Origin of the sequence: Pseudomonas sp. DC3200b2 (assembly GCF_049895785.1) — a bacterium.
Classification (GTDB): Bacteria; Pseudomonadota; Gammaproteobacteria; order Pseudomonadales; family Pseudomonadaceae; genus Aquipseudomonas; species Aquipseudomonas massiliensis.
In genome coordinates this window covers 850,847-876,091 of record NZ_JAFCTA010000001.1, presented here as the reverse complement: position 1 = coordinate 876,091, position 25,245 = coordinate 850,847, and the positions used below count along the sequence as shown (strand labels likewise).

Below are 25,245 nucleotides of genomic sequence, written 5' to 3'. Positions count from 1 at the left end.
TTCAGTTGTTATAGAGGTCGATGATGGCGCTCACAGCCTGTGTCTTCACCTTGGCCATGTCATTGCGAGCCGTGTCGATCTTGCTCAGGTAGGCTTCGTCCACGTCGCCAGTGACATACTTGCCGTCGAACACCGCGCAATCGAAATGGTCGATCTTCACCTTGCCGCCACCCACCGCGTCGATGAGGTCCGGCAGGTCCTGGTAGATCAGCCAGTCGGCGCCGATCAGGTCCGCCACTTCCTGGGTACTGCGGTTGTGGGCGATCAGCTCATGGGCACTGGGCATGTCGATGCCATAGACGTTCGGGTAACGCACCGCCGGCGCGGCGGAGCAGAAGTAGACCTTCTTGGCCCCGGCTTCGCGGGCCATCTGGATGATCTGCTTGCAGGTGGTACCGCGCACGATGGAGTCGTCCACCAGCATGACATTCTTGCCGCGGAACTCCAGCTCGATGGCGTTCAGCTTCTGCCGGACCGATTTCTTGCGGGCCGCCTGGCCCGGCATGATGAAGGTGCGGCCAATGTAGCGGTTCTTCACGAAGCCTTCGCGGAACTTCACCCCAAGCTGGTTGGCCAGTTCAAGGGCGGAGGTGCGGCTGGTATCAGGAATCGGGATGACCACGTCGATATCATGCTCGGGGCGCTCGCGCTGGATTTTCTCGGCGAGCTTCTCACCCATGCGCAGGCGAGCCTTGTAGACGGAAATGCCGTCGATGATCGAATCGGGCCGCGCCAGGTAGACATGTTCGAAGATGCAGGGCGCGTAGTGCGGGCTGGGGGCGCACTGGCGGGTATGCAGCTTGCCGTCCTCGGTGATGTACACGGCTTCGCCCGGCGCCAGGTCGCGGATCAGGGTGAAACCGAGCACGTCGAGGGCCACGCTCTCGGAAGCGATCATGTACTCCACGCCTTCATCGGTGTGACGCTGGCCGAACACGATGGGGCGGATGGCGTTCGGGTCACGGAAGCCGACGATGCCATAGCCGGTGATCATGGCCACTACCGCGTAGCCACCCCGGCAGCGCTTGTGAGTGTCCTTTACCGCCGCGAACACATCTTCCTCGGTGGGCTGAAGCTTGCCGCGCACCGCCAGCTCATGGGCGAACACATTGAGCAGCACTTCGGAGTCCGAGCTCGTATTCACATGGCGCAGGTCCGAGGCGTAGATCTCCTTGGCCAGCTGCTCCACATTGGTGAGGTTGCCGTTGTGGGCCAGCGTGATCCCGTAGGGCGAGTTCACGTAGAACGGCTGAGCCTCGGCCGAGGTAGAGCTGCCCGCCGTGGGGTAGCGCACATGGCCGATCCCCATGTGGCCCACGAGGCGCTGCATGTGCCGCTGCTGGAACACATCGCGCACAAGGCCGTTGTCCTTGCGCAGGAATAACCGGCCATCGTGGCTGGTCACAATACCGGCAGCGTCCTGGCCGCGATGCTGCAAGACGGTTAACGCGTCATACAGCGCCTGATTGACGTTCGACTTACCGACGATACCGACGATGCCACACATGCGACACAACCCCTACTTAGTGAACCTGAACGGACCCTTGCTGCGCCGCTTTCGGCGTCGGCAGAAGGTGCTCCTTGAACGGAATCTCGACCGGCGAGGTAACCCCGGCCGCCAACCACTGACTGCTCATCCCCAGAACGAGGTTTTTCGACCAATCGGCGACAAGAAGAAAACGAGGCAACAGCTGCGATTGTTGCCACCAAGGGTCCTGCTGGACCGGCCCCAGGCTCATCAGCCCCGCGGCGATCACTACCAGCAGCCCGCCTCGGGCAGCGCCGAAGACCATGCCCAGGAAACGGTCGGTTCCCGAAAGACCGGTGACACGGATCAACTCGCTGATCAGGAAATTCACCATGGCCCCGACCAGCAGGGTGGCAACGAAGAGAATGGCGCAACTGGCGATGACACGGGCCGAGGGGGTCTGGATGTAATTCTCCAGGTACGGGGCCAGGCCGCCGCCGAACATCCAGGCCACGGCGCCCGCCACTATCCAGGTAAGCAGCGAGAGGGCTTCCTTGACGAAGCCGCGCTTCAAGCTGATCAACGCGGAGATGGCGACGACCGCGATGATCGCCCAATCGACCCAGGTGAATGCCACTTTTCGGCCTACAGACAGATAAGGCCGCGCATTTTAGCAGAGAGGAAGGTTCCGGTTAAGCGGCATTCACCGATGACAGGCATCGCCCTATCGCCACCGACCGCCAGGGCCTGGTCTGGTCTGGTCTGGTCTGGTCTGGTCTGGCGCCCAGGATCAGGCGCGCTCAGGCTCGAAGCGAACCACGAAGCCCTTGAGGTTCTGCTGTCGATTGATGACGTCGCGCACGCGCTCGGCCTCGGCGCGCTCTATCAACGGACCCACGAACACCCGGTTCTTGCCCTCGGAAGACCGCACATAGGCGTTGTATCCCTGGGCGCGCAGGGTTTTCTGCAGCGCATCGGCACCGGCCCGGTTGGACAGGCTGGCCAATTGAACCGACCAGCTGACCGGCACGCCATTGCCGTCGAGCTTGTTGGCTGTATCGGCCTTGGCCACCGCAGCCGCGGCTGGCGTAGCGGGGGCCGGGGCCGCCACCTTGGGCTGGGGCGCCGGCTGGCTCACCGGCGGCGCCGCGGCGATAGGCGTGCTGGGGGGCTGGGCCTGGGCAGAGGCCCGAGCCGTGACGTGAACAGGCGGCTGGGCGGGCGGCATGGCCACGGGCGCCTGGGCGGAGGGTTCATTGGCCACCGCCGCTGCCGGGGCGTCCGGAACGGCGGCCGGCTGCACCTTCACATCCGGCGCCACCGGAGCGGTAGGCGCCGCGGGCGCGTCCACACGCACCTCGCGCAACTCGTCAGGGCGACTGAAGAGCATCGGCAGGAACACCACCGCCAGTGCGATCAACACCAGAGCCCCAACCATGCGCTGCTTGAAGACGTTATCCAGCAAAGCCATCGACGGCTACCTCCAGGCCGTGTCGCTCGAGCCATTGCAGGGCCTCGGCGACACAATAGAAAGATCCGAACACCAGTATCTCGTCGTGGGCGCCCGCCTGCTCGCATTGGTGGGCCAGGGCATCCTCGACACTGCCATGTGACGTTACCCGAGCGCCAAGGTTCGCCAATGCGCCGTCCAGTTCGCTGGCGGGCCGGCTTCGCGGCGAGGGCAGCGGCGTCACCGCCCAGTCACCGATGCAGGGCAGCAGCGGTTCGACCACGCCGGGCAGGTCCTTGTCGGCGAGCAGGCCGAACACAGCGTGCCGCTTGGCCGGAGCAGCTCCGCCGGCCAGACGTCGGCTCAGGTATTGGGCGGCATGGGGGTTGTGGCCAACATCCAGCAACAGCCTCAAGGGCTTGCCGCGCCAGTCGATGCAGCGACGATCCAGGCGGCCGGTGACCCGGGCGGCGAGCAGGGCCTGGACGATCTCGGCACGCCGCCAGGGCTGCGCCAGCAGGGCAAAGGCCTGCAATGCCAGCGCGGCGTTCTCCATGGGCAAGTCAAGCAATGGCAGATCGCTCAACGCCAACGCCTGTCCGTCAGTGCCCTGCCCTCGCCACTGCCAGGCGGCATCGCCCATGGTCAGATCGAAGGCGACCCCGCGTACAAGCAACGGGCAACCCTTGGCCTGGGCCACGTCCACCAAGGGCTGTGGTGGCGAGGGATCACCGCACAGCGCCGGGCGACCGGCCCGAAGAATGCCCGCCTTCTCGAAGGCAACCGACTCCCGGGTGTTCCCCAGCCATTCGGCATGATCGATGCCGATGCTGGTCACCAGCGCCAGATCGGCGTCGATCAGGTTCACCGTATCGAGACGGCCACCCAGGCCAACCTCAAGCACCACCGCGTCGAGGTTCGCCGAAGCGAAGAGCCAGAAGGCCGCCAGGGTGCCCATTTCGAAATAGGTGAGCGTGGTGTCGCCACGGGCGGCCTCGACGGCCTCGAAGGCGGCGCACAGCTGCGCATCGCTGGCTTCCCGACCATCGAGCCGCACTCGCTCGTTGTAGCGTATAAGGTGCGGCGAACTGTATACGCCGACTCGCAAGCCTTGCCGTGCCAACAAACTGGCCAGGAACGCACAGGTGGAACCCTTGCCATTGGTGCCAGTGACCGTGATGACCCGAGTTGCCAGGGGGCCCAGTCGCAGCCGGTCGAGCACCTTCCGGGAGCGCTCCAGGCCCATGTCGATCGCCACGGGATGAAGCTGCTCGAGGTAGGTCAGCCAGTCGGCCAGGCTACGAGGCTTCATACCTCGACAGGCGCGGGCTCTGCCGACGGAGCGGCGATCACGGCCTGGCCGGGGGTTGGCACGTTCATCATCTGGGCCAGCAGGCGGGCCAGGCGCGGGCGCAACTCCTGGCGGTCGATGATCAGATCGATGGCGCCATGTTCGAGGAGGAATTCGCTGCGCTGGAAGCCTTCGGGCAGCTTTTCACGCACGGTCTGCTCGATGACCCGTGGACCGGCGAAGCCGATCAGCGCCTTGGGCTCGCCCACGATCACGTCGCCGAGCATCGCCAGGCTGGCGGATACGCCGCCGTAGACCGGATCGGTGAGCACCGAGATGAAGGGCAGGCCTTCTTCGCGCAGTCGGGCCAGCACAGCCGATGTCTTGGCCATCTGCATCAGGGAAATCAGGGCTTCCTGCATGCGTGCCCCGCCGGAAGCGGCGAAACAGACCATTGGACAACGGTTCTCCAGGGCATGATTGGCCGCGCGCACGAAGCGCTCGCCGACGATGGCGCCCATGGAACCTCCCATGAAGCTGAACTCGAAGGCGCTGGCCACCACCGGCATGCCCATCAGGGTACCGCTCATGGAGATGAGCGCGTCCTTTTCGCCAGTCTGCTTCTGCGCGGCGGTGAGGCGATCCTTGTACTTCTTGCCGTCGCGGAATTTCAGGCGGTCGACCGGCTCCAGGTCCGCGCCGAGCTCCTCGCGACCGTCGGCATCCAGGAAAATGTTGAGCCGCGCGCGGGCACCGATGCGCATGTGGTGGTTGCACTTGGGGCAAACGTCGAGGGTTTTCTCCAGTTCCGGACGGTACAGCACCGCCTCGCAATTCGGGCACTTGTGCCAGAGCCCCTCGGGCACCGAACTCTTCTTCACCTCGGAACGCATGATCGAAGGGATCAGTTTGTCTACCAACCAGTTGCTCATGCCTGTTTCTCCAGTAACTGGGCGACCCGATCACGGGCCGGGCCGGGGACCAAGGGGCCGCCACGGTCATTCAAAACCAGGGGAGCGCCGGCGCGCCTCACCCTCTCGAAAAATACGCAAGCGCGCTCGGGGACCGCCCAGGCGCGCTGAAGAATTACGACGGCGGCTCCGCCGCCGCCGTCACATTGCCATCCAGGGCGGTTCAACCCCGGGAACGCACGGCCTTGACGAAGGCCGCCACACGATCGGCATCCTTGATGCCCTTGCTCGCTTCCACCCCGCCACTGACGTCGACGGCATAGGGCCGCACGCGCTCGATGGCTTCGCCGACGTTTTCCGGCGTGAGACCGCCGGCCAGGATGATAGGCTTCGGCAGCCCGGCGGGCACCAGGTTCCAATCGAATGCCAGGCCCGTTCCACCAGGCACGCCTTCGACATAGGCGTCGAGGAGCAAGCCGCTGGCGTGACGGTAATGCTCGCAAGCCGCGGCGATGTCATCCCCGGGCTTCACGCGCAGGGCCTTGATATACGGACGCTCGTAGCGCTGGCACTGCTCGGGGGTTTCGTCGCCATGGAACTGGAGCAGGTCGAGGTGAACCGCGTCCAGGGTTTCGTTGACCTCGCAGGACGATGCATTGACGAACAGCCCCACCACCGTCACGAACGGCGGCAGGGCGGCGATGATCTCCCGTGCCTGGCGTACATTCACCGCGCGCGGGCTGCGTGGATAGAACACCAGGCCTATGGCGTCGGCCCCGGCGCGGGCCGCGGCCAGGGCGTCCTCGACGCGGGTGATGCCACAGATTTTGCTGCGAACGGCGGCCATGACGCTACTACCTCCAGCTGTTCGAAAAGTCGGGGGATGGTAGCAGAGGTGCCGCCCCGCGTCAGCTTGGCAGGTCGGCGAAGCCGGTAAGGAAGTGTGGCCCGATATAACGATCAGGCAACGCATAGGCCTGGGGATACTCCACGCTGACCAGGTACAGCCCATAGGGATGAGCGGTGACCCCACCCTGGCGCCGCTCGCGCCCTTCGAGCACTTCCCTGGCCCAGCTCACCGGTTTGTCGCCGCTGCCGATGGCCATGAGCACACCCGCCAGGTTACGCACCATATGGTGAAGGAAGGCATTGGCGCGAACGTCGATGACGATCATCTGGCCATGACGGGTTACCCGTAGATGGTGCAACTGCTTGATCGGCGACTTGGCCTGGCACTGACTGGCGCGAAAGGCACTGAAGTCGTGGGTGCCGAGCAGGGGCGCGGCCGCCTCGGCCATGCGCGCGACATCCAGGGGACGGTGATTCCAGGTCACTTCTTCGCCCAGGTGCGCGGGACGTATCGGGTCGTTGTAGATGACATAGCGATAGCGACGGGCTACCGCCTTGAAACGTGCATGGAAGTCCGCCGGCATGGGCCTTGCCCAGGTGACACTGATGTCATGGGGCAGCTCGGCATTGGCCCCCATTACCCAGGCACGCTCGGGGCGAACCGCCTGGGTATCGAAGTGCACCACCTGCCCGCAGGCGTGCACGCCGGCGTCGGTGCGTCCGGCGCAGAGTACCGAGACCGGGCTGGCCGCCACCCTGGACAAGGCTTTTTCCAGGGTTTCCTGCACGCTGCGCACGCCGTCGGCCTGGCGCTGCCAGCCTTTGTAGCGCGAGCCCTTGTATTCCACCCCGAGGGCAATGCGGCTGTAGCCCGCCGCGGCCACTTCATCGGCCGCGCTTTCGTAGATATCCACCAACTCAACAACCCATCTTAGGAAACGACGACGGCAGCCCGGGAGGCTGCCGTCAGCGGAATTGCACTTGAAGCTAGCTCAGGGCGGCGAGCATCTGCCGCGCCTCCTTCTGTTGGGCTACCGTGCCTTCCTTGAGCACTTCGTCGAGGATATCCCGCGCGCCCTCGGCATCGGCCATCTCAATATAGGCGCGGGCCAGGTCCAGCTTGGTGGTGACTTCGTCGGAGTCAGCCAGGAAGTCGAATTCGTCGAGCCCGCCGGAAGCGCCATTGCCATTATGCAGGCCGTTGCTGGCTGACGCCTCGCTCAGACTGCGAGACAGCTGGTCGAGCTGGGAATTGACGTCGCTCACATCCGAGGCGAAGCGGTCCTGATCATCCTGCTGCTCGTCCGAGAGAGACAGATCGAAGTCATCCAGCGGATCGCGCTCTTCCTCCACCTCCGCCGTCAGGGCGGCAGGCTCGGGAAACTCCTCCTCGGTCAATGCCTCAGCCGGGACCGACTCCACTTCTGGAGCGGGCTCGCTGGCGCGTTCGGCCGCACTCTCTCGAAGCAGGGTGTCGAAGTCCGGCGTATCGGTGGCCGCCGCCAGGCTTTCCGGCGTGGCGGCCTCGGCTGGCTCACGCACGGGGGCCGGCGTTTCCGGCGCGGTTTCGATACCGTCCAGGCTCAGGTCGAAATCCGTATCGAACACATCGCCGATAGGTTCAGGCGCACCGGGATCGTCCTGTAGCAGATCCTTGACGTATTGGGCGTCGAGCTCCGCGGCAACGGCCGCCGCGCTCAACCCGGCGGCGAGCCCGGCCATGGCCGGGAAGCGTGACTTGAGCTCTTCGACGCGCGCCTGGTTGGCCCCGTCAGCCATCAGGCGACGCTCCTGGGCCACGAAACCATCGCGGTCACCTTGGTGAGCGTAGGCCTCCATCAGTTTCAGGCGCAAATCGCTGCGCTCGGGCTCGGCTTCGCTGGCAACTTCAAGGATATCGGCGGCTCGCGTGTACCGCCCATGAGCCATGTGCTCCTCGGCTTGCGCCAAAGGATCATCCTCGGCCGGCGCCACCACCAGGGATGCGACCGAAGGCACGTCGCTCACCGGGGCTGGGCGGCTGGGACGTTCGTAAACGGGCGGCGCGGCCGCGGCCGCGGCGGCAGCCGCCGAAGCCGCGACCATCGCCGGGGACAGACGCACCGAGGGCGCGGCGGTGCCAAGCCCTTCGAAGCTGGTGGCGGGCAAATCGAAGTCTTCAGCGCGCATGTCCTGGCTCTCGGCCAGCTCTCGTGCCATGCGCGCGTGCCGCTCCGACTCCTGTTGGGCCTTTCGTCGGCGGGCCAGCAGCCAGGCGGCCAGCAGCAGCGCGGCCACGGCCACGCCGGCGGCAGCGCCTACCAGCCAGGGATTGCCCTCGTCTTCCTGGGTACCGTCCGGCGCAATCGCCGGGGCAGCCGCGGTCGGGTCCGGCGAAGGGGTCGGCGTCACCTGCGCCGCGTCGCCAGGTGCCGTTGCACTTTCCGGGGTCGCAGGAACGGTTGGCGGTGGAGTCAGCTCGGCATTGATAGCGGGCGCCGGTTCAGGCGCCGCGGCGTTGTCGGGTGGCTGGACCGTAGTGGCATCAGGCGACCCGGCGAGCCCCTGCAGGCGGGCCAACTGATCGCTCTTGAGCTGCAGCAGCCGCTGGGCCTTGTCCAGTTGGCTTTGCAGATCCGCCAGCCGGCTTTGTAGCTCGCCGTTTTCGCGACGGGTGCTGTCCAGGCTTTCCTGGGTCACCGCCAGCTTGTCCGCCAACGCCTTGCTGTTATCAGACGTTGGGCCATTGCCGCGTCCCTGCGCGCTTTCACCGGAAACCAGGCGCAGGTTATCCCGCTGAGCAGGGGCCGGCGCCGTGCCGGAGCCGTTGCGCTGGGTAGCGTCAAGCTGCTGAGCTCGCGGCCCCAATCGGCGACCCTCGCGCCAGGCGGCGTTCTGCCGCGCCACCTCGGCCACGGCCTGGGCCTGAGGCAATGCGGTGGCGTCGCTGGCATCCGGCAGGCGCAGCACCTGGCCGGAGCGTAGACGGTTGATGTTGGCGTCCTGGAAGGCATCCGGGTTCAGGGCCTGAATGGCGAGCATGGTCTGCTGAACCGAAGCTTCCTGACGGTAGCGGGCAGCGATTTCCCACAGCGTGTCACGGTTGCCGGTCCTGTATTCGCGGGCCGCTGGGCCGGGCGCGCTTACCGCTGGGGTGGGCGCGGGGGTCACCGCTGCCTGAGCGGCCTGGGGCGAGAATCGGGAAGGGTCGACCAGCACGTTGTAGTCACGCAGCAAGCGGCCACTGGGGTAGATCACCTGAACCAGAAACTTGACCAAGGGCTCGGGCAAGGGCGCCGCCGAGGTCACCTGGATGACACTGCGACCGCTGGGGTTGATCACAGGTGTGAAGCTGAGCTGGTTCAGAAAAGCCTGGCGGTCCAGCCCGGCGCGAGCGAACTCCTCGGGGGAAGCCAGGCTGGGCACGATTTCCGGCGCGGTCAGCGCGGCGACGTCGCGCAATTCGATTTCCGCCACCAGGGGCTGGTTGGCGGCCGACTTCAAGGTCAACTCACCCAGTTCCAAGGCTTGCGCCAGCCCGGAAGACAGCGTTGTTGCCGCGGCTATCGCCAAGACCAGTTTGCGAACTTGAACCATGGCCAGATCCTTTTGTGCGTGCCGGACGAGCGTCGTCGTTCGTGAAAACTTTTACAAAGTATGCCCAAGTATCTTTTACGAAAGGCCTTTTATCAACAATTCCGCCAGTTGTACCGCGTTGAGGGCCGCGCCCTTGCGAGCATTGTCCAAGGTAAGCCAGAGGCTGAGCTCGCAGGGGTCGTCGATGCCCGAGCGTACCCGGCCTATATACAAAACGTCCTGACCTACCGCATCGCCCACCGCGGTCGGGTAGTCCTGCGCCCCGGTCCACTCTACCCCGGGTGCCTGCTCCAATGCCTGGCATACCGCCTGCACGTCGACGGGCTCGGCGGCGCGTACTGTCACGCTCAGACTATCGCCGAAGAACACGGGTGCCTGGATGCAGCTCACCGCCACATTGAGTAAAGGCATTCGTAGCAGTTCGCGCAATTCACGGTGAGCACGTTTTTCCAGCGCCAGGTGACCCGCCGCATCCGGAGTGCCGACCTGGCCCAGCAGATTGAAGGCTACCTGCCGGTCGAATAGCTGGGGTTCCAAGGGGCGCGCATTGAGCAGTTCGGTCGTTTGCCGAGCGAGCTCCCTGACCGCCTCGCGACCTTGGGCGGACATGGGCAGGCAGGCGGTCACAGTCAGGTGCTCGAGCGTCAGCAGATCGCTCAGGGGCGACAGCGCCAAGGCCACCGCCGTGGCGATACTCCCTGGGGTCCCCAGACGTTGCGGCCAGGGCGCTTCGCCCAGCTCGTGGCCGTTGATTTCCGGTACCACCACGGGCACGCCACCTGTCGCGGCCAGGTCGATCACCGTGCAACCCGCCTTTGCGGCCATCTGCGCGCAAGCCTCGCTCACCGTTTCAGTGGCGCAGAAAAACGCCAGGCCTACCTGGGCAAAATCGAAACCGTCCAGTGCCTTTACCCGCAGATTACGACCATGGAATGGCATGGACTGCGCCACCGAGGCCTGGCTCGCCAACAGATGAAGCTGGCCTACCGGAAAGTTACGCTCCTCGAGTACCTGCACGAGGGTTTCACCTACGGTGCCGGTGGCGCCAACAACGGCGATATCCAGGGTATCGGGCATGAATGTTCTCCAGAACAAGGGTGTCATTGTCCGGGCCTGGAAATGAAAAACGCGGCTGACGGCGACCTTCCCATGGAAAGCCACCAGCAGCCGCGCCGGCCCGGCGGGTACAACCGTTTCATATGCGCCAACGGCTAGAGGAGCGCGCGGATCTAGCCCGCCGTGCCCGGCCGTGGCGCTGCAAGCCGCTATCAGCGTTCCAGCAGGATGCGCAACATGCGCCGCAACGGCTCGGCCGCGCCCCACAGCAACTGGTCGCCGACGGTGAAGGCGCCCAGGTACTGCGAACCCATGTTCAGTTTACGCAGGCGTCCAACCGGGATGTTCAGGGTACCGGTCACCTGGGTGGGGGTCAGTTCCTGGATGCTGGCCTCACGGTGGTTCGGCACCAGCTTCACCCAAGGGTTGTGCTGGCTGATCATGCCTTCGATATCGGCCAAGGGTACGTCCTTGTTCAGCTTGATGGTCAGCGCCTGGCTATGGCAACGCATGGCACCGATGCGCACGCAGATACCGTCCACCGGCACCGGGTTCTTGAAGCGGCCGAGGATCTTGTTGGTCTCGGCCTGGCCTTTCCACTCTTCACGGCTCTGGCCGTTGGGCAATTCCTTGTCGATCCAGGGAATCAGGCTGCCGGCCAGGGGTACGCCGAACTGCTCGGTGGGGAAGGCCTCGCCACGCATGGCGGCCGCCACCTTGCGGTCGATGTCGAGGATGGCGCTGGCCGGATTGGCCAGGTCATCGGCCACGGCCGCCTGGGTGGCGCCCATCTGGCGAATGAGTTCGCGCATGTTCTGAGCACCGGCACCGGAGGCGGCCTGGTAGGTCATGGCGCTCATCCACTCCACCAGGCCGGCTTCGAACAGGCCACCGAGCCCCATGAGCATCAGGCTCACGGTGCAGTTGCCGCCGATGTAGTTGAGGGTGCCGGCGTCCAGTTGCTGGTCGATCACCTTGCGGTTGACCGGATCCAGCACGATGACCGCGTCATCCTGCATGCGCAGGGTAGACGCCGCGTCGATCCAGTAGCCCTTCCAGCCCGCCTCGCGCAGCTTGGGGAAGACTTCGCTGGTGTAGTCGCCACCCTGGCAGGTCAGGATCACGTCCAGGCTTTTCAGCTCGTCGATGCTGTAGGCATCCTTGAGGGGCGCGACATCCTTGCCCACGGCGGGGCCCTCGCCACCTACGTTGGAGGTGGTGAAAAACACCGGTTCGATCAGGTCGAAGTCCTGCTCCTCCAGCATCCGCTGCATGAGCACGGAACCGACCATGCCGCGCCAACCGATCAGACCTACACGTTTCATCGCAACTACACCCTTGAAAAAAGTGGGCCGCCGCCCTTGCCGAATCGCGGCGGGCCCGAGAGATTACAGATTTCGCAGGGCCGCGACTACTGCGTCGCCCATTTCCTGCGTACCGACCTTGGTGCAACCGGGCGACCAGATGTCACCTGTACGCAGGCCCTGGTCCAGTACCTTGCCCACGGCCGCCTCGATGGCCTCGGCCGCTTCAACCTGATTGAAGCTGTAGCGCAGCATCATGGAGACCGAAAGAATGGTCGCCAGGGGGTTGGCGATGCCCTGCCCGGCGATGTCCGGCGCCGAACCATGGCAAGGCTCGTACATACCCTTGTTGTTCGCGTCGAGGGACGCCGAGGGCAGCATGCCGATGGAGCCGGTAAGCATGGAGGCTTCGTCGGAAAGGATGTCGCCGAACATGTTGTCGGTGACCATCACGTCGAACTGCTTGGGCGCCCGCACCAGTTGCATGGCGGCGTTGTCCACGTACATGTGGCTCAACTCGACTTCAGGATAATCCTTCGCGAGGTCTTCCACCACTTCCCGCCACAACTGACTGGATGCCAGCACGTTGGCCTTGTCCACCGAGCACAGTTTCTTGCCGCGCACCTGGGCCATCTCGAAGCCCACCCGGGCGATGCGGCGGATTTCGCTCTCGCTGTACGGCAAAGTGTCATAGGCCTGGCGTTCGCCATTACCCAGCTCCCGCATGCCGCGTGGCGCGCCGAAATAGATGCCACCGGTGAGCTCGCGCACGATCAGGATATCCAGGCCCGCGACGATCTCCGGCTTGAGCGACGAGGCGTCCGCCAACTGCGGATAGAGGATGGCCGGACGCAGGTTGGCGAACAGGCCCAGCTGGGAGCGGATCTTGAGCAAGCCACGTTCGGGACGGATGTCACGCTCGATCCGATCCCACTTGGGGCCGCCCACCGCGCCGAGAAGCACCGCGTCGGCGGCGCGGGCGCGCGCCAGGGTCTCGTCTGCGAGTGGAACGCCGTGGCGGTCGATGGCGGCGCCGCCGATCACGTCCTCGGCCAGGTTCAGGCCCAGATCATAGCGTTCATTGGCCAGGTTCAGCACCTTGACCGCCTCGGCCATGATTTCCGGACCAATGCCGTCGCCAGGGAGAATCAGGATCTGCTTGCTCATGCTTGTTCTCATTCAAATGTTCAATGGCGCCATGGGTTCATTCGCAACCTGGCGTTTGCCTGTCCGGGCCCGGTCGCGCGCAAGCGCGGCTGCTACCAGGGCGGTTATTGGCGGAACAACCAGGGCTGCGTGGCCCTGTGCCTGCTTTCGAAAGCACGGATGGCGTCGGCGTCCTGCAGGGTCAGGCCGATGTCATCCAGGCCGTGAAGCAGGCAGTGCTTGCGGAATTCGTCGATCTCGAAGCTGTAGGCCTTGCCGTCGGGACGGGTCACGGTCTGCGCGGCCAGGTCGACGGTCAGCTGGTAGCCCGGCTCGGCCTCGACCTGCCGGAACAGCTCATCCACCTCGGCGGCGCTGAGAATGATCGGCAACAAACCGTTCTTGAAGCTGTTGTTGAAGAAAATGTCGGCGAAGCTGGGCGCAATCACACAGCGGAAGCCATATTCGTCCAGAGCCCAGGGTGCATGTTCGCGGCTGGAACCACAGCCGAAGTTTTCCCGGGCCAGCAGGATGCTCGCGCCCTGATAGCGTGGCTGATTGAGCACGAACTCCGGGTTCAGTGGCCGCTTGGAGTTGTCCTGGTAGGGCTGGCCCACGTCCAGGTAACGCCACTCGTCGAACAGGTTGGGCCCGAAACCGGTGCGCTTGATCGACTTGAGGAATTGCTTGGGGATGATTTGGTCCGTGTCTACGTTGGCGCGATCCAGGGGAGCGGCAAGGCCGGTGATACGGGTAAAGGCTTTCATGCTGCGCGCTCCTCGGACAATTCACGGACATCGACGAAGTGGCCGGTCACCGCGGCGGCCGCGGCCATGGCCGGGCTCACCAGGTGAGTGCGACCGCCCGCGCCCTGACGGCCCTCGAAGTTGCGGTTCGAAGTGGACGCGCAATGTTCCCCGGCCTCGAGGCGATCCGGATTCATGGCCAGGCACATGGAGCAGCCCGGTTCACGCCATTCGAAGCCCGCCTCGATGAAGATACGGTCGAGCCCTTCACGCTCGGCCTGGGCCTTGACCAGGCCCGAGCCTGGTACCACGATGGCCTGCTTGATGGTGGAAGCTACCTTGCGCCCCTTGGCCACGTCCGCGGCGGCGCGAAGGTCTTCGATACGCGAGTTGGTGCACGAGCCGATGAAGACGCGGTCCAGGCGGATGTCGGTGATCGGCTGGTTCGGCCGCAGGCCCATGTACTTGAGCGCGCGCTCTATGGAGCCACGCTTGACCAAGTCCGTCTCGGCGGCCGGGTCCGGCACGTTCTGGTCCACCGCCAACACCATTTCCGGTGAGGTCCCCCAGCTGACCTGAGGCTTGATCTGGGCGGCGTCCAGGCGCACCACGGTGTCGAAATGGGCGTCGTCATCGGACTTGAGGCCTTGCCATGCCGCAACGGCCTTGTCCCAATCCGCGCCGCTGGGAGCGAAGGGGCGCCCCTTCACGTAGGCAATGGTCTTCTCGTCGCAGGCCACAAGGCCGACCCGGGCCCCTGCTTCGATGGACATGTTGCAGATGGTCATGCGGCCTTCCACCGAGAGGTCGCGGATGGCGCTACCGGCGAACTCGATGGCGTGGCCGTTGCCGCCAGCGGTGCCGATCTTGCCGATGACCGCCAGCACAATATCCTTGGCGGTCACGCCAAAGGGCAAGCTGCCCTCGACCAGTACCAGCATGTTCTTCATCTTCTTGGCGACCAGGCACTGGGTAGCCAGCACGTGCTCCACCTCCGAGGTACCGATGCCGTGGGCCAGCGCGCCGAAGGCACCATGGGTGGACGTGTGGGAATCACCACAGACCACGGTCATGCCGGGCAGGGTCGCGCCCTGCTCCGGGCCGATCACGTGCACGATGCCCTGGCGCTCGTCGTTCATCTTGAATTCGGTGATGCCGTATTCATCGCAGTTGTCGTCGAGGGTCTGCACCTGCAGGCGCGACACCTGGTCGGCGATGGCTTCGATGCCGCCCTTGCGTTCCGGGGTGGTGGGCACGTTGTGGTCCGGCGTGGCAACGATGCTGTCGACGCGCCAGGGCGCGCGACCAGCCAGGCGTAGTCCTTCGAAAGCCTGGGGCGAAGTCACCTCGTGAACGATGTGACGATCGATATAGATCAGCGCGGAACCATCGTCCCGCTGCTTGACCAGGTGGGAATCCCAGAGCTTGTCATAAAGGGTTTTACCGGCCATCGAAACAACTCCTCGTCAGGCATGACTTTGCGCAGGGGGCGGCGGCGTTTTGTCGCGGCTCAAATAAAGACCCCAGGCTTGTGATAGACATGCTATGGGGTTAGATTCAATAACTCAAATTCATATTTTTTATATTCTGGATAACAACAAGGAATTCGAGTTCGTGGATCTGGCCAACCTTACTGCCTTTATCAGCGTCGCTGAAACCGGAAGTTTTTCCAATGCCGGCGAGCGCCTGCATCTTACCCAGCCGGCCATCAGCAAGCGGATCGCTGGCCTTGAAACCCAGCTCGACACGCGCCTGTTCGACCGGCTCGGCCGCGAAGTAAGCCTCACCGAGGCGGGTCGCGCCCTGCTTCCCCGGGCCTACCAGATTCTCAATGTGCTCGAGGACACACGCCGCGCACTGAGCAACCTCAATGGCGAGGTCACCGGCCGCCTGACCCTGGCGACCAGCCACCACATTGGCCTGCACCGGCTGCCGCCGTTGCTGCGGGCCTTCACCCGGCGTTACCCCAACGTGGCGCTGGATATCCAGTTCCTCGACTCCGAGGTCGCCTATGAAGAGATTCTCCATGGTCGCGCGGAACTGGCCGTCATCACCCTGGCGCCGGAGCCTTATGGCCTGATCAAGGCCGTGCATATCTGGGACGACCCACTGGACCTGGTAGCGGCACCCGAGCATGCCTTGGCCCGGCAAGCCGAGGTATCGGTGGAGGACATCGCTCGCCACCCCGCCGTGTTCCCAGGCGGCAATACCTTCACCCATCACATCGTGCGACATCTGTTCCAGGCGCGGGGGCTGACGCCGAATATCGCCATGAGCACCAATTATCTAGAAACCATCAAGATGATGGTGTCCATCGGCCTGGCCTGGAGCGTGCTCCCGCGCACCATGCTCGATGAGCAGGTGACTCGGCTTTCACTGCCAGGCGTACAGCTGAGTCGCCAGCTAGGCTACATCGTACATACGGAACGCACGCTTTCTAATGCCGCCCGCGCGTTCATGGCATTACTGGAAGCGGAGACTGTCCCTTCTTGAAAGCAACAGGCAATTGCCCGATCAAGGAAGCCCGGCCCCATGCCCAAGAGCCTCAACCCACGCGCTCGCTTGCCCCGCATCCAGGCAGTGGACCCCAAGGAAGCGGAAGCCGCCTGGGAGAACGCCTCACAATTGCTCGCCGCGCTCAACGGCGCGCGCCTGGGCGCCTGGTATTGGGATATCGAGCGCGGGCTGATCAATTGGTCCAGAGGCACGCAGGCCTTGTTCGGCTTCGACCCCAATGAACGCCTGGCGGCCGACATCGACTACCTGGATCTGCTGCCGGAGGAAGACCGCGGCCGTACCGTACTGGCCTTCGAAGCGGTGCTGCGAGGCGAGCCCCAGGATCATCCGATGCGCCATCGCATTCGCTGGCCCGACGGCAGCCTCCACTGGATCGAGATCAGTGGCAGCCTGGTAACAGGGCGGGACGGCCGCCCGCACATGGTCGGTGTCGTCCGTGAGATCACCCTCCAGCGGGAGCGGGAAACCGCCCTCATGGCCTCGGAGCAACGTTTCGCCACGCTCTTCCATCTGAGCCCTAACGTGGTCATGGTGACCCGCCGCAACGACGGCATGATCTACGAGGTCAACCATCACTTCGAGAAGGTGCTGGGCTGGCCCGTTGCCCAGGCGGTAAACCGGACTACCGAGGAGCTCGAGTTGTGGGCCGATCCGCCCCGGCGCCTGGAATGGGTACAGGCCACGCTGGCCAACAATGAGCCGGTCACCCGGGAAGTGAGGCTGCGCACGGCGGCCGGACACTTGCGCGAGGGCATTCTGTGCAGCCAGAACATCGAGCTGGACGGCTACCCGTTCCTGCTCAGTACCTTCGTCGATACCACCGAACGCCTGCACGCCGAGCAACTGCTCAAGGACAGCCAGGAGCGGCTGGACCTGGCCATTGAGTCGGCGCGGCTGGGGACCTGGGACTGGCACCTGCCCAGCGGCATGCTCTATGCCTCGCCCCGGGCCGCGGCGCTGCACAATTTGCCGGAGCAAGCCCTGCACGTGCCGTTCCGAGCATTTTTCAGGCGGCTGGCGCGCAAGGAGCGCGAAGCCTTGATCGAGCACTTCCGCGAGGTACTCAGCGGTGCCAGCCTCCATTACCAGGCGACCTATTGCGTACAGCTGAACGACGGCAGCCATCGCTACCTGGAAACCCGGGCGCGTCTGTATCGCGACGGACAGGGGATCCCGACCCGGATGGCCGGCACCCTGATCGACATCTCTGACCAGGTGGAGCGGGAACATCGCCTGCAGAATTCCGAAGACAAGTTCATCCGCCTGTTCCAGGCCAGCCCCTATCCGGTGTGCGTGAGCGAGCAGGCCAGCGGTCGTTTCGTTGAGGTGAACTCATCGTTCTGCGAGACCTTCGGCTGGACCGCCCGCGAGGTAATCGGCCGCACCGCCGAGGAATTGGAGTTGTGGTCCGATGACCACCAACGCGATGCCCTGCAAGACCAGCTCAAGCGCTTCGGTCGAGTTCGACACCGAGAAGTCATTGGCCGACGCAAGACCGGTGAGCCGTTGATCCTGGAAATCACTCTGGAACCGATCGCCCTGGAGCAGGGGCCGTGCCTGTTGATGACCGCCAGGGACATGAGCCAATTGAAGAACGCTCAGGCGCAGATCCAGCACCTGGCCTACCACGACCCCCTCACCAACCTGCCCAACCGCGCCCTGTTGATGGAACGCATCAGCCAGCAGGTCACCCTGCTCAAGCGCCATAACCAGCGGGGCGCCCTGCTCTTCCTGGACCTGGACCACTTCAAGCATATCAATGACTCCCTCGGCCACCCCGTGGGCGATACTGTGCTCAAGGTAATCACGGCGCGGCTGGAAGCCAGCGTACGCCTGGAAGATACCGTGGCCCGGCTGGGTGGCGACGAATTCGTGATACTCATCGGTGGGCTGGAGGGAAGCCGCAGCGAGGTGACCGAAGAAGTGCGCGCCCTGGCCGACACTCTGCGCGAGCTGCTCGCTGAACCCATGTCGCTGGACGGTCATCGGCTACGGGTCACGCCCAGCATCGGCATGGCGCTGATACCTGACCACGGCACCACGCCGGCGGACTTGCTCAAGCGCGCTGATATAGCCCTCTACCGCGCCAAGGATTCGGGGCGCAATACCGCGCAGATGTTCCATAGCGCCATGCAGAAGGTAGCCAGCGAACGCCTGCGCATGGAGAACGACCTGCGCCTGGCCATTGCCCGAGGCGAGCTGCATTTGTATTTCCAGCCCCAGCTCGACGCCCGGGCCGAACGGATCATAGGCGCGGAGGTGCTGTTGCGCTGGCTGCATCCTCAGCTGGGTCAGCAATCCCCTGCCCAATTCATCCAGGTGCTGGAAGAAAGTGGAATGATTCTGGATGTCGGCAACTGGATTCTCGATCAAGCCTGCGGCGCGTGCGCGCGCTTGCTGCAGGCCGGCCTGATCGATGTCGACGGCTTCAGCCTGTGCGTGAACATCAGCCCGCGGCAATTCCGACAGGCGGATTTCGTCGACCGTATCGAGCGCAGCCTGCGTGACAACCAGTTGCCTTGCAGCCTGCTCAAGCTGGAAATCACCGAAGGCATCGTCATCCAGAACCTGGACGACACCATCAACAAGATGCGCGCGCTCAAGCGCATGGGGGTGACCTTCGCCATGGATGACTTCGGCACCGGTTATTCCTCCCTGACCTATCTGAAGCGCTTGCCCGTAGACACCTTGAAGATCGACCAGTCGTTCGTGCGAGATTGCACCCATGATCCCAACGATGCGGAAATCATCCGCGCCATTGTGGCGATGGCGCGCAGCCTGAACCTTACGGTAATTGCCGAAGGTGTCGAACTCAGCGAGCAGCTGGAGTTCCTGGACCGCCTGGGCTGCCACCTGTACCAGGGCTACCTGTACAGCCGGGCCGTGCCCTTCGAGGAATTCCAGGCCATGTTGATCGGGGTATGAAAGGACGCTCGATGGCCGAATACAAAAAAAGGGGCGCCCCACCAGGCGCCCCCTTTTCACCTCTCGCGTCGAGCGATCAATGTTCCAGCACAGGCTGCTGCGTACCACCGATCGGGATGCGTTTTGGCTTGGCCTCTTCCGGCACGACGCGCAGCAGGTCGATGTTCAGCAAGCCGTTCTGCAATGCCGCGGCCTTGACCTCGATATGGTCGGCCAGGCGGAACGACAGCTTGAAGGCCCGCTGGGCAATGCCCTGGTGCAGGTAGGTGACGCTGCTGGTGTCACCTTCGCGGCTCTTGCCTCCGGTGACGGTCAGCACACCTTTCTCGACCTGCAGGTCGAGGTCCTGCTCCTGGAAGCCTGCCGCGGCCACGACGATACGATATTCGTTATCGCCATGCTTCTCGACGTTGTAGGGTGGGTAGCTGCTACCCGACTCATTGCGCAACGCCGACTCGAACAGATCGTTGAAACGATCGAAGCCAACGGAATGACGGAACAGTGGTGCCAAGGAAAATGCAGTGCTCATGACGATCTCCTGAGAGTTCAGCGAGTAGTTGAATCCGCGACCCGACTGCGGCATCGCGTACTGAACAGATATGGACTCGCCAAACACTTTCAAGACCGTTCGTCGGCTTTTTTTCAAGCCAGGGCAGGTTCAGCCAGCCCCAGCAGGGCATCGATGCGCGCGCAATCGGTTTCCTTTCTCAAGGCCGAGAACAGCATCACTGCTCCGGGGTAAGTCCGCGTCAGCATCGCGACCCATTGCTTGAGGCGGCCGGGCGCATAGCGCGGTGACAGCTTCGCCGTGGCCTGGCCCCAGAAATCTTGCAGCAAGGGCACCACCTGTTCCCATTCCATCGGCGTGATGGCCTGGCCCTGAGCTGCCGCGGCAATCTGCAGGGCCAGGTCCGGACGCGATACCAGCCCCCGGCCCAGCATGAAATGCGCCGCTCCGCTGATTTCACGGCAGCGCTGCCAGTCTTCCACCGTCCAGATCTCGCCGTTGGCATAGACAGGAACCTTGACCGCGTCCTGCACCCGCGCCACCCATTCCCAATGCGCCGGTGGTTTATAACCGTCGAGCTTGGTACGCGCATGGACGACAATGCGCTCGGCGCCGCCCTCGGCCAGCGCCCTGGCGCAATCCATGGCGCTGGAGGGGCTGGCATAGCCCAGGCGCATCTTCGCGGTGACGGGAACATGGGCCGGGGTATCGCGACGCACCTGGCTGACGATGGCGTGCAGCAGTTCCGGCTCGTTGAGCAACACCGCACCCCCTCGGGAGCGGTTGACTGTCTTGGCCGGGCAACCGAAATTCAGGTCGATCACAGGCGCGCCCAGCTCGCAAGCTACCGCCGCGCTATCCCCCAGGAGGTTGGGTTCAGATCCCAGCAACTGCACATGCAACGGCGTACCCGCGCGGGTCTGGCTGCCATTGGCCAGTTCCGGCGCCAGCTTGAGAAAGCTCGAGGGTGGCAGGGCACGGTCCGAGACACGGATGAATTCAGTGACGCACCAGTCGATGCCACCGACCCGAGTCAGTACATCGCGCAGAATATTGTCGACCAGCCCCTCCATGGGGGCCAAGGCAAGTTGCATGGTTCAGGATCCGGGCGTGGGCAGAACGGCACAGCCGTAGCCATCGATGAATTCGCTAGGCATTCGCTTGGGCCGGCCACTGGAGAGCTCGATGCAAACGAAGGTGGTCCGGGCGCGCAACAAGGTGGCGCCATCGCTGGGGCGTATCAACTGGAAACGACGGTTCATTTTCAAACGCTGGTCCCAGTCGATGATCCAGGTCCCCAGGATGAGCTCGTCCCCTTCGTGGGCGCTGGCCAGGTAATCGATTTCATGGCGCAGCACGGCCATGGCTCGGTCCAGGCGGCGGTACTCCGCCAGGTCCAGGCCCAGGTAGCTGGAATGGCGCCAGGCGCAGCGTTCCAGCCAGGTGACGTAGACAGCATTGTTGGCATGGCCAAGCCCGTCGATATCGTCGGCGGTGACGCGCAAATCGAGGGTGAAGGGTAACGGCAGATCCCAGTTCATATGCTCTCCTGCGCGCAACGTATACCGTAGGGCCGAAAAAACAAAAGGCCCATTCAATAATCGAATGAGCCTTGATTCCCGGAGATCGGGGTAAACGTGGCGTCCCCTAGGGGACTCGAACCCCTGTTACCGCCGTGAAAGGGCGGTGTCCTAGGCCACTAGACGAAGGGGACGCAAACCTTCGAGCAGGCCCGCCGTAGCGAACCCTGGCAAATTGGTGGAGCTAGACGGGATCGAACCGTCGACCTCTTGCATGCCATGCAAGCGCTCTCCCAGCTGAGCTATAGCCCCAAATTTAACGCCTGGCGGCGTGTACCACCCAAGGGCGATACAGGTAAAGTGGCGTCCCCTAGGGGACTCGAACCCCTGTTACCGCCGTGAAAGGGCGGTGTCCTAGGCCACTAGACGAAGGGGACAGACCTTCTTTCCGACCGGCCTGGTGACCGGCTTGCCCCAGATCTACAACAGCACCTCGGGCGAGGAATTTGGTGGAGCTAGACGGGATCGAACCGTCGACCTCTTGCATGCCATGCAAGCGCTCTCCCAGCTGAGCTATAGCCCCACAGCGCGGCGCTTTGTTTCAGCACCATGTCGTGGACGGGGCGCATATTAAGACGCCACCCCTACCTTGTCAAACTAATTTTGCGAAATTCTTGAAAAATTTCTCCCGGCATTCAAAGGCTTAGGGAAGCGGCCTGGTCCTGCAGGGGCTGGAGGCCAGGCCGGACGGCACCGGCCGGCCTCCATGCCCAGGTAAAAGGATCAGCCCAGCTCAGCCAACAGCTTTTCCCATTCCTTGTTTTCCTTCTTCGAAACGCCACCAAGCAGGTCCAGTGCCTGGCGCAAGCGATAGCGGGTCAGGTCCGGCCCGAGGATTTCCATGGCATCGAGCACCGACACAGAACTTGCCTGTCCGGTAATGCCGGCGAACATCAGCGGCATGGCGTCGCGCAGCTTGAGGCCAAGCCCATCGACCACAGCCTGGATGCAGGCGGTGATGCGATCCTTCTCCCATTGCCGCAGGGCCTCCAGTTTCCACAGGATCAACTGGATGACCTGCCGCACCTGATCGGGGCTCAGCTTCTTCGACACGAACAGCGACGGGTCCAGACGCACGCCGCCTTCGAAGAAGAAGCCGCCGAGCAGCGCGATCTGGCTGAAGGTTTCGACCCGCCCCTGCACCAGCGGAGCGATCTTGAGCAGGTACTCCGGATTGAAGGCCCACTTCTGTACGCGGGTGGCGAATTCCTCGACGGGCAGCTCGCGCAACCATTGCCCGTTCAGCCAGGACAGCTTCTCGATGTCGAAGATGGGCCCGCCCAGCGAAACCCGCGAAAGGTCGAAGTGCTCCACCATCTCCTCCAGGGAGAACTTCTCGCGCTCGTCCGGCATGGACCAGCCCATGCGGCCGAGGTAGTTGAGCATCGCCTCGGGCATGAAGCCCATGCGCTCGTAGAAGGTCACCGAGGTGGGGTTCTTGCGCTTGGACAGCTTGGACTTGTCCGGGTTACGCAGCAGGGGCATGTAGCACAGCTGCGGCTGTTCCCAGCCGAAGTACTCGTAGAGCTTCATCAGCTTGGGCGCCGAAGGCAGCCATTCCTCGCCGCGCAGCACGTGGGTGATGCCCATCAGGTGGTCATCCACCACGTTGGCCAGGAAGTAGGTAGGCAGGCCATCGGTCTTGATCAGCACCTGCATGTCCATGCGATCCCACGGGATTTCCACGTCGCCCCGCAACATGTCCGGCACCACGCAGATGCCCTCGCCGGGCACCTTCATGCGGATGACGTGGGGTTCTCCCGCTGCCAGGCGCCGCTGCACTTCTTCTGCGGAAAGCAAGAGCGCGCGACCGTCGTAGCGCGGGGTTTCGCCGCGGGCGATCTGCTCGGCGCGCATCTGGTCCAGCTCCTCGGCCGTGCAGAAGCACGGAAAGGCATGGCCGGCATCGACCAGTTGCTGGGCGTAGCGACGGTAGATGTCGCCGCGCTCGCTCTGCCGATAAGGGCCGTGAGGGCCGCCTACGTCCGGGCCTTCGCTCCATTCGATACCCAGCCAGCGCAAGGCGTCGAAGATCTGCTGCTCGGATTCACGGGTAGACCGCAGCTGGTCCGTGTCCTCGATGCGCAGAATGAATTCACCACCGTGCTTTTTGGCGAAGCAGTAGTTGAACAGGGCGATGTAGGCCGTGCCAACGTGGGGGTCGCCGGTGGGCGACGGCGCGATTCGGGTGCGAACAGTGCTCATGAAGGGTCTCGAAGAGGACAATACAAAGGCGCGAATGGTAGCAGGCCGGGTGGCCGGGGCCAAAGAAGCTCTGCTGTCTACCACAGGATTTCACCACTTCAACAAGTCTCCGTCAGGAGGTCGGCGGCGCGTTTCGATTCTGACCAACTGGTCATTTTGGAAAAGCATGTATTGCCAAGCTCCGCCAGAAGGCCCATAGACCAAAACGTCGGTTTTCCCTGGCCCCTTGCGGGGACCGCCGTCAGCTCGCAATGCCGGCCCCTGGGAGGCGTGGGCAACGGGCTGACCACAGGTTTGTATGATTGCATCAAGAGAGGTATATAAATTTACCAGATGCCTGCCACAGCGATCTGCAGCCTGAATGGAAGGAACGCCAAGCACTGACAAAACCACCAGAATTTTTGGCCACATAACTGCTCCTACATCACTTTGTCCAGCGACCGCCCGCCAGACGCAACATTACAATACACTTCTCATATTGCACCGCCCTATCAACGCTGTTCAAATCGAACCGCACAACCAGTCGGCGGAGCAAGACAGTGAAGGTCAACATGCTTTGTGTAGGCGGCAAAATCTCCTTCAACCAGTTCAAAGCCATCCTTGATGAATCAAGCTTAAACTCACGCATCACGTTGCAGAATGCCAACCTCATGCCAAGACAGCCACTGCTCTCGCTCATAAAAGATTCAGAAGAAAAGAATCTGCATATTTCATTATCTGGCAAAGGCATTTCAGCCGGAGACCTGATAGATATCATAAGCATGATTCGTCACCCTCGGACTTCCATGGATATAGCGGACATCGACAACTACCGTATCGGCGACATCCCTGCCATCGCAAAGGCAATGGGACCGCGAAGTTTCGACATCTCAATCAATAGCCACGGAATCAATCATAACACCGCCCCACGCCTTATCTCCGTCCTCGCGGAAACACCAGCTTCGTTGTATCTTAGCTCGCTTACAATCATGACTGCCGCAGCTGTCGAGACCACGCTATCGGCCATAGGAGGCCGCGCATTCTCGCTGGAAATCGATGCAAAGGCTTCCACTCCCCAGAGAACAGTTGACACCTTGAGGAAGGTTCATTCGAACACCAGTATAAATCTCACCAATGCGGACGTCTTTTCCACCAACTACATGCCATTGATCGCAGATGCAATTGACAACAAGAACTGCACCGTCAACCTGAGCGCTACACGCTTTAACCTCAAACAATTGAAGACGTTTATCCACAGATTTTCCAACAGCGTGAAAATTCAAATCGATTCGGCACATCTGTATCATCCGCGCGAGATACCTGAGATCATGAGCCTTTTGGGATCTCGGAACATTAGCCTCAATTTCAATGGCCGTCAGCTTGCGGTCGACCCTTCAGACGGAGACCTACTTAAAAAATTTATAGAACACGCCAAGACAAAGGACACCATTACCATCAATACCATGCAGTACCCTCCTCTCAGCTATATATTGCCGATCATAAGCTCCACGGCACATACAAACCTATCTCTTATTTATAATGGATCTCAAATAACCGACACAGAAGCTCACGGAAATGTCGTAGTCAGGGGCATACATGCTGCGACGCCTTCCACGATGATAACGGTCAATTCGGTGGGGGTAACGAACTTCCGACTCGAGAATTATCTTGAGATCGTCCGAGCTGCTGGTTGATGATGGAGCCATGAGCCGAGAGTAGTACTTGCGCACTACT

The 25,245-nt window shown here is 63.0% G+C and carries 21 protein-coding genes and 4 tRNA genes; 3 read left to right on the top strand and 22 right to left on the bottom strand.

The genetic code is table 11. The features are described from left to right. Nucleotide 1 precedes the first annotated feature (1 nt). The 13 genes from purF to leuC form a co-directional block, all read right to left on the bottom strand. The gene (purF, locus tag ACP691_RS04245) at nucleotides 2-1,507 is read right to left on the bottom strand and encodes an amidophosphoribosyltransferase (RefSeq protein ID WP_426150191.1); all 1,506 of its coding nucleotides are present in this window, start codon (nucleotides 1,505-1,507) and stop codon (nucleotides 2-4) included. A gap of 16 nt (nucleotides 1,508-1,523) precedes the next feature. Then, a complete protein-coding gene (locus ACP691_RS04240; protein WP_040262223.1) occupies nucleotides 1,524-2,105 on the bottom strand; it encodes a CvpA family protein in 582 nt (193 codons plus the stop codon). A 153-nt stretch (nucleotides 2,106-2,258) separates the two neighbouring features. After that, the gene (locus ACP691_RS04235; protein WP_426150190.1) at nucleotides 2,259-2,939 is read right to left on the bottom strand and encodes an SPOR domain-containing protein; all 681 of its coding nucleotides are present in this window, start codon (nucleotides 2,937-2,939) and stop codon (nucleotides 2,259-2,261) included. Then, entirely contained in the window at nucleotides 2,923-4,230 is a 1,308-nt protein-coding gene (gene folC / locus ACP691_RS04230) for a bifunctional tetrahydrofolate synthase/dihydrofolate synthase (protein WP_426150189.1), read from the bottom strand. The genes ACP691_RS04235 and folC overlap by 17 nt, the downstream gene beginning before the upstream one ends. Beyond that, nucleotides 4,227-5,141, bottom strand: coding sequence for an acetyl-CoA carboxylase, carboxyltransferase subunit beta (gene accD / locus ACP691_RS04225; RefSeq protein WP_426150188.1), 915 nt, complete (start codon nucleotides 5,139-5,141; stop codon nucleotides 4,227-4,229). Before accD ends, folC begins: the two co-directional genes overlap by 4 nt. A gap of 202 nt (nucleotides 5,142-5,343) precedes the next feature. Continuing rightward, a complete protein-coding gene (locus tag ACP691_RS04220; RefSeq protein WP_426150187.1) occupies nucleotides 5,344-5,967 on the bottom strand; it encodes a phosphoribosylanthranilate isomerase in 624 nt (207 codons plus the stop codon). Nucleotides 5,968-6,028: 61 nt separating this feature from the next. Next, nucleotides 6,029-6,883: a tRNA pseudouridine(38-40) synthase TruA gene (gene truA / locus ACP691_RS04215; RefSeq protein WP_426150186.1), complete on the bottom strand. Its 855-nt coding sequence runs from the start codon at nucleotides 6,881-6,883 to the stop codon at nucleotides 6,029-6,031. A 73-nt stretch (nucleotides 6,884-6,956) separates the two neighbouring features. Beyond that, nucleotides 6,957-9,545: a FimV/HubP family polar landmark protein gene (locus tag ACP691_RS04210; protein ID WP_426150185.1), complete on the bottom strand. Its 2,589-nt coding sequence runs from the start codon at nucleotides 9,543-9,545 to the stop codon at nucleotides 6,957-6,959. Between the two features lie 75 nt (nucleotides 9,546-9,620). Further along, nucleotides 9,621-10,622 carry an aspartate-semialdehyde dehydrogenase gene (locus tag ACP691_RS04205; RefSeq protein WP_426150184.1) on the bottom strand — a complete coding sequence of 334 codons (1,002 nt, stop codon included), beginning with the start codon at nucleotides 10,620-10,622 and terminating at the stop codon, nucleotides 9,621-9,623. A 191-nt stretch (nucleotides 10,623-10,813) separates the two neighbouring features. Then, nucleotides 10,814-11,926, bottom strand: coding sequence for an aspartate-semialdehyde dehydrogenase (gene asd, locus ACP691_RS04200; RefSeq protein WP_040262216.1), 1,113 nt, complete (start codon nucleotides 11,924-11,926; stop codon nucleotides 10,814-10,816). Between the two features lie 63 nt (nucleotides 11,927-11,989). Next, nucleotides 11,990-13,072: a 3-isopropylmalate dehydrogenase gene (leuB, locus tag ACP691_RS04195; RefSeq protein WP_426150183.1), complete on the bottom strand. Its 1,083-nt coding sequence runs from the start codon at nucleotides 13,070-13,072 to the stop codon at nucleotides 11,990-11,992. Nucleotides 13,073-13,176: 104 nt separating this feature from the next. Next, nucleotides 13,177-13,818 (bottom strand): 3-isopropylmalate dehydratase small subunit, encoded by a 642-nt coding sequence (gene leuD, locus ACP691_RS04190; protein ID WP_426150182.1) that lies wholly within the window; start codon nucleotides 13,816-13,818, stop codon nucleotides 13,177-13,179. Next, nucleotides 13,815-15,248 (bottom strand): 3-isopropylmalate dehydratase large subunit, encoded by a 1,434-nt coding sequence (gene leuC, locus ACP691_RS04185; protein ID WP_426150181.1) that lies wholly within the window; start codon nucleotides 15,246-15,248, stop codon nucleotides 13,815-13,817. Before leuC ends, leuD begins: the two co-directional genes overlap by 4 nt. A gap of 163 nt (nucleotides 15,249-15,411) precedes the next feature. Here leuC and ACP691_RS04180 point away from each other — a divergent pair, with 163 nt between their 5' ends. After that, complete coding sequence (locus ACP691_RS04180) at nucleotides 15,412-16,290, top strand: LysR family transcriptional regulator (protein ID WP_040262212.1); 879 nt, start codon at nucleotides 15,412-15,414, stop codon at nucleotides 16,288-16,290. A gap of 39 nt (nucleotides 16,291-16,329) precedes the next feature. Beyond that, a complete protein-coding gene (locus ACP691_RS04175) occupies nucleotides 16,330-19,239 on the top strand; it encodes a sensor domain-containing protein (RefSeq protein ID WP_426150180.1) in 2,910 nt (969 codons plus the stop codon). 76 nt (nucleotides 19,240-19,315) lie between these two features. On the opposite strand, the gene ACP691_RS04170 is transcribed toward ACP691_RS04175, so the two are convergent. The 9 genes from ACP691_RS04170 to ACP691_RS04130 form a co-directional block, all read right to left on the bottom strand. Then, nucleotides 19,316-19,768, bottom strand: coding sequence for an Hsp20 family protein (locus ACP691_RS04170; RefSeq protein ID WP_426150179.1), 453 nt, complete (start codon nucleotides 19,766-19,768; stop codon nucleotides 19,316-19,318). A 113-nt stretch (nucleotides 19,769-19,881) separates the two neighbouring features. Continuing rightward, the gene (locus ACP691_RS04165; RefSeq protein ID WP_426150178.1) at nucleotides 19,882-20,841 is read right to left on the bottom strand and encodes a tRNA dihydrouridine synthase; all 960 of its coding nucleotides are present in this window, start codon (nucleotides 20,839-20,841) and stop codon (nucleotides 19,882-19,884) included. Nucleotides 20,842-20,844: 3 nt separating this feature from the next. Beyond that, nucleotides 20,845-21,288 carry an acyl-CoA thioesterase gene (locus tag ACP691_RS04160; RefSeq protein WP_426150177.1) on the bottom strand — a complete coding sequence of 148 codons (444 nt, stop codon included), beginning with the start codon at nucleotides 21,286-21,288 and terminating at the stop codon, nucleotides 20,845-20,847. A 97-nt stretch (nucleotides 21,289-21,385) separates the two neighbouring features. Beyond that, nucleotides 21,386-21,461 (bottom strand) — tRNA-Glu (locus ACP691_RS04155). Between the two features lie 42 nt (nucleotides 21,462-21,503). After that, nucleotides 21,504-21,579: transfer RNA gene (locus ACP691_RS04150), tRNA-Ala, on the bottom strand. A 49-nt stretch (nucleotides 21,580-21,628) separates the two neighbouring features. Next, nucleotides 21,629-21,704, bottom strand: a tRNA-Glu gene (locus ACP691_RS04145). Between the two features lie 70 nt (nucleotides 21,705-21,774). After that, nucleotides 21,775-21,850 (bottom strand) — tRNA-Ala (locus ACP691_RS04140). Between the two features lie 200 nt (nucleotides 21,851-22,050). Beyond that, nucleotides 22,051-23,532 (bottom strand): glutamate--tRNA ligase, encoded by a 1,482-nt coding sequence (gene gltX, locus ACP691_RS04135; RefSeq protein ID WP_426150176.1) that lies wholly within the window; start codon nucleotides 23,530-23,532, stop codon nucleotides 22,051-22,053. A gap of 90 nt (nucleotides 23,533-23,622) precedes the next feature. After that, on the bottom strand, nucleotides 23,623-23,943 hold the full coding sequence (locus ACP691_RS04130) for a DUF2845 domain-containing protein (protein WP_426150175.1): 321 nt from the start codon (nucleotides 23,941-23,943) through the stop codon (nucleotides 23,623-23,625). Nucleotides 23,944-24,071: 128 nt separating this feature from the next. Here ACP691_RS04130 and ACP691_RS04125 point away from each other — a divergent pair, with 128 nt between their 5' ends. Further along, nucleotides 24,072-25,205, top strand: a complete 1,134-nt coding sequence (locus tag ACP691_RS04125) for a hypothetical protein (protein WP_426150174.1) — start codon at nucleotides 24,072-24,074, stop codon at nucleotides 25,203-25,205. Nucleotides 25,206-25,245: the final 40 nt, after the last annotated feature.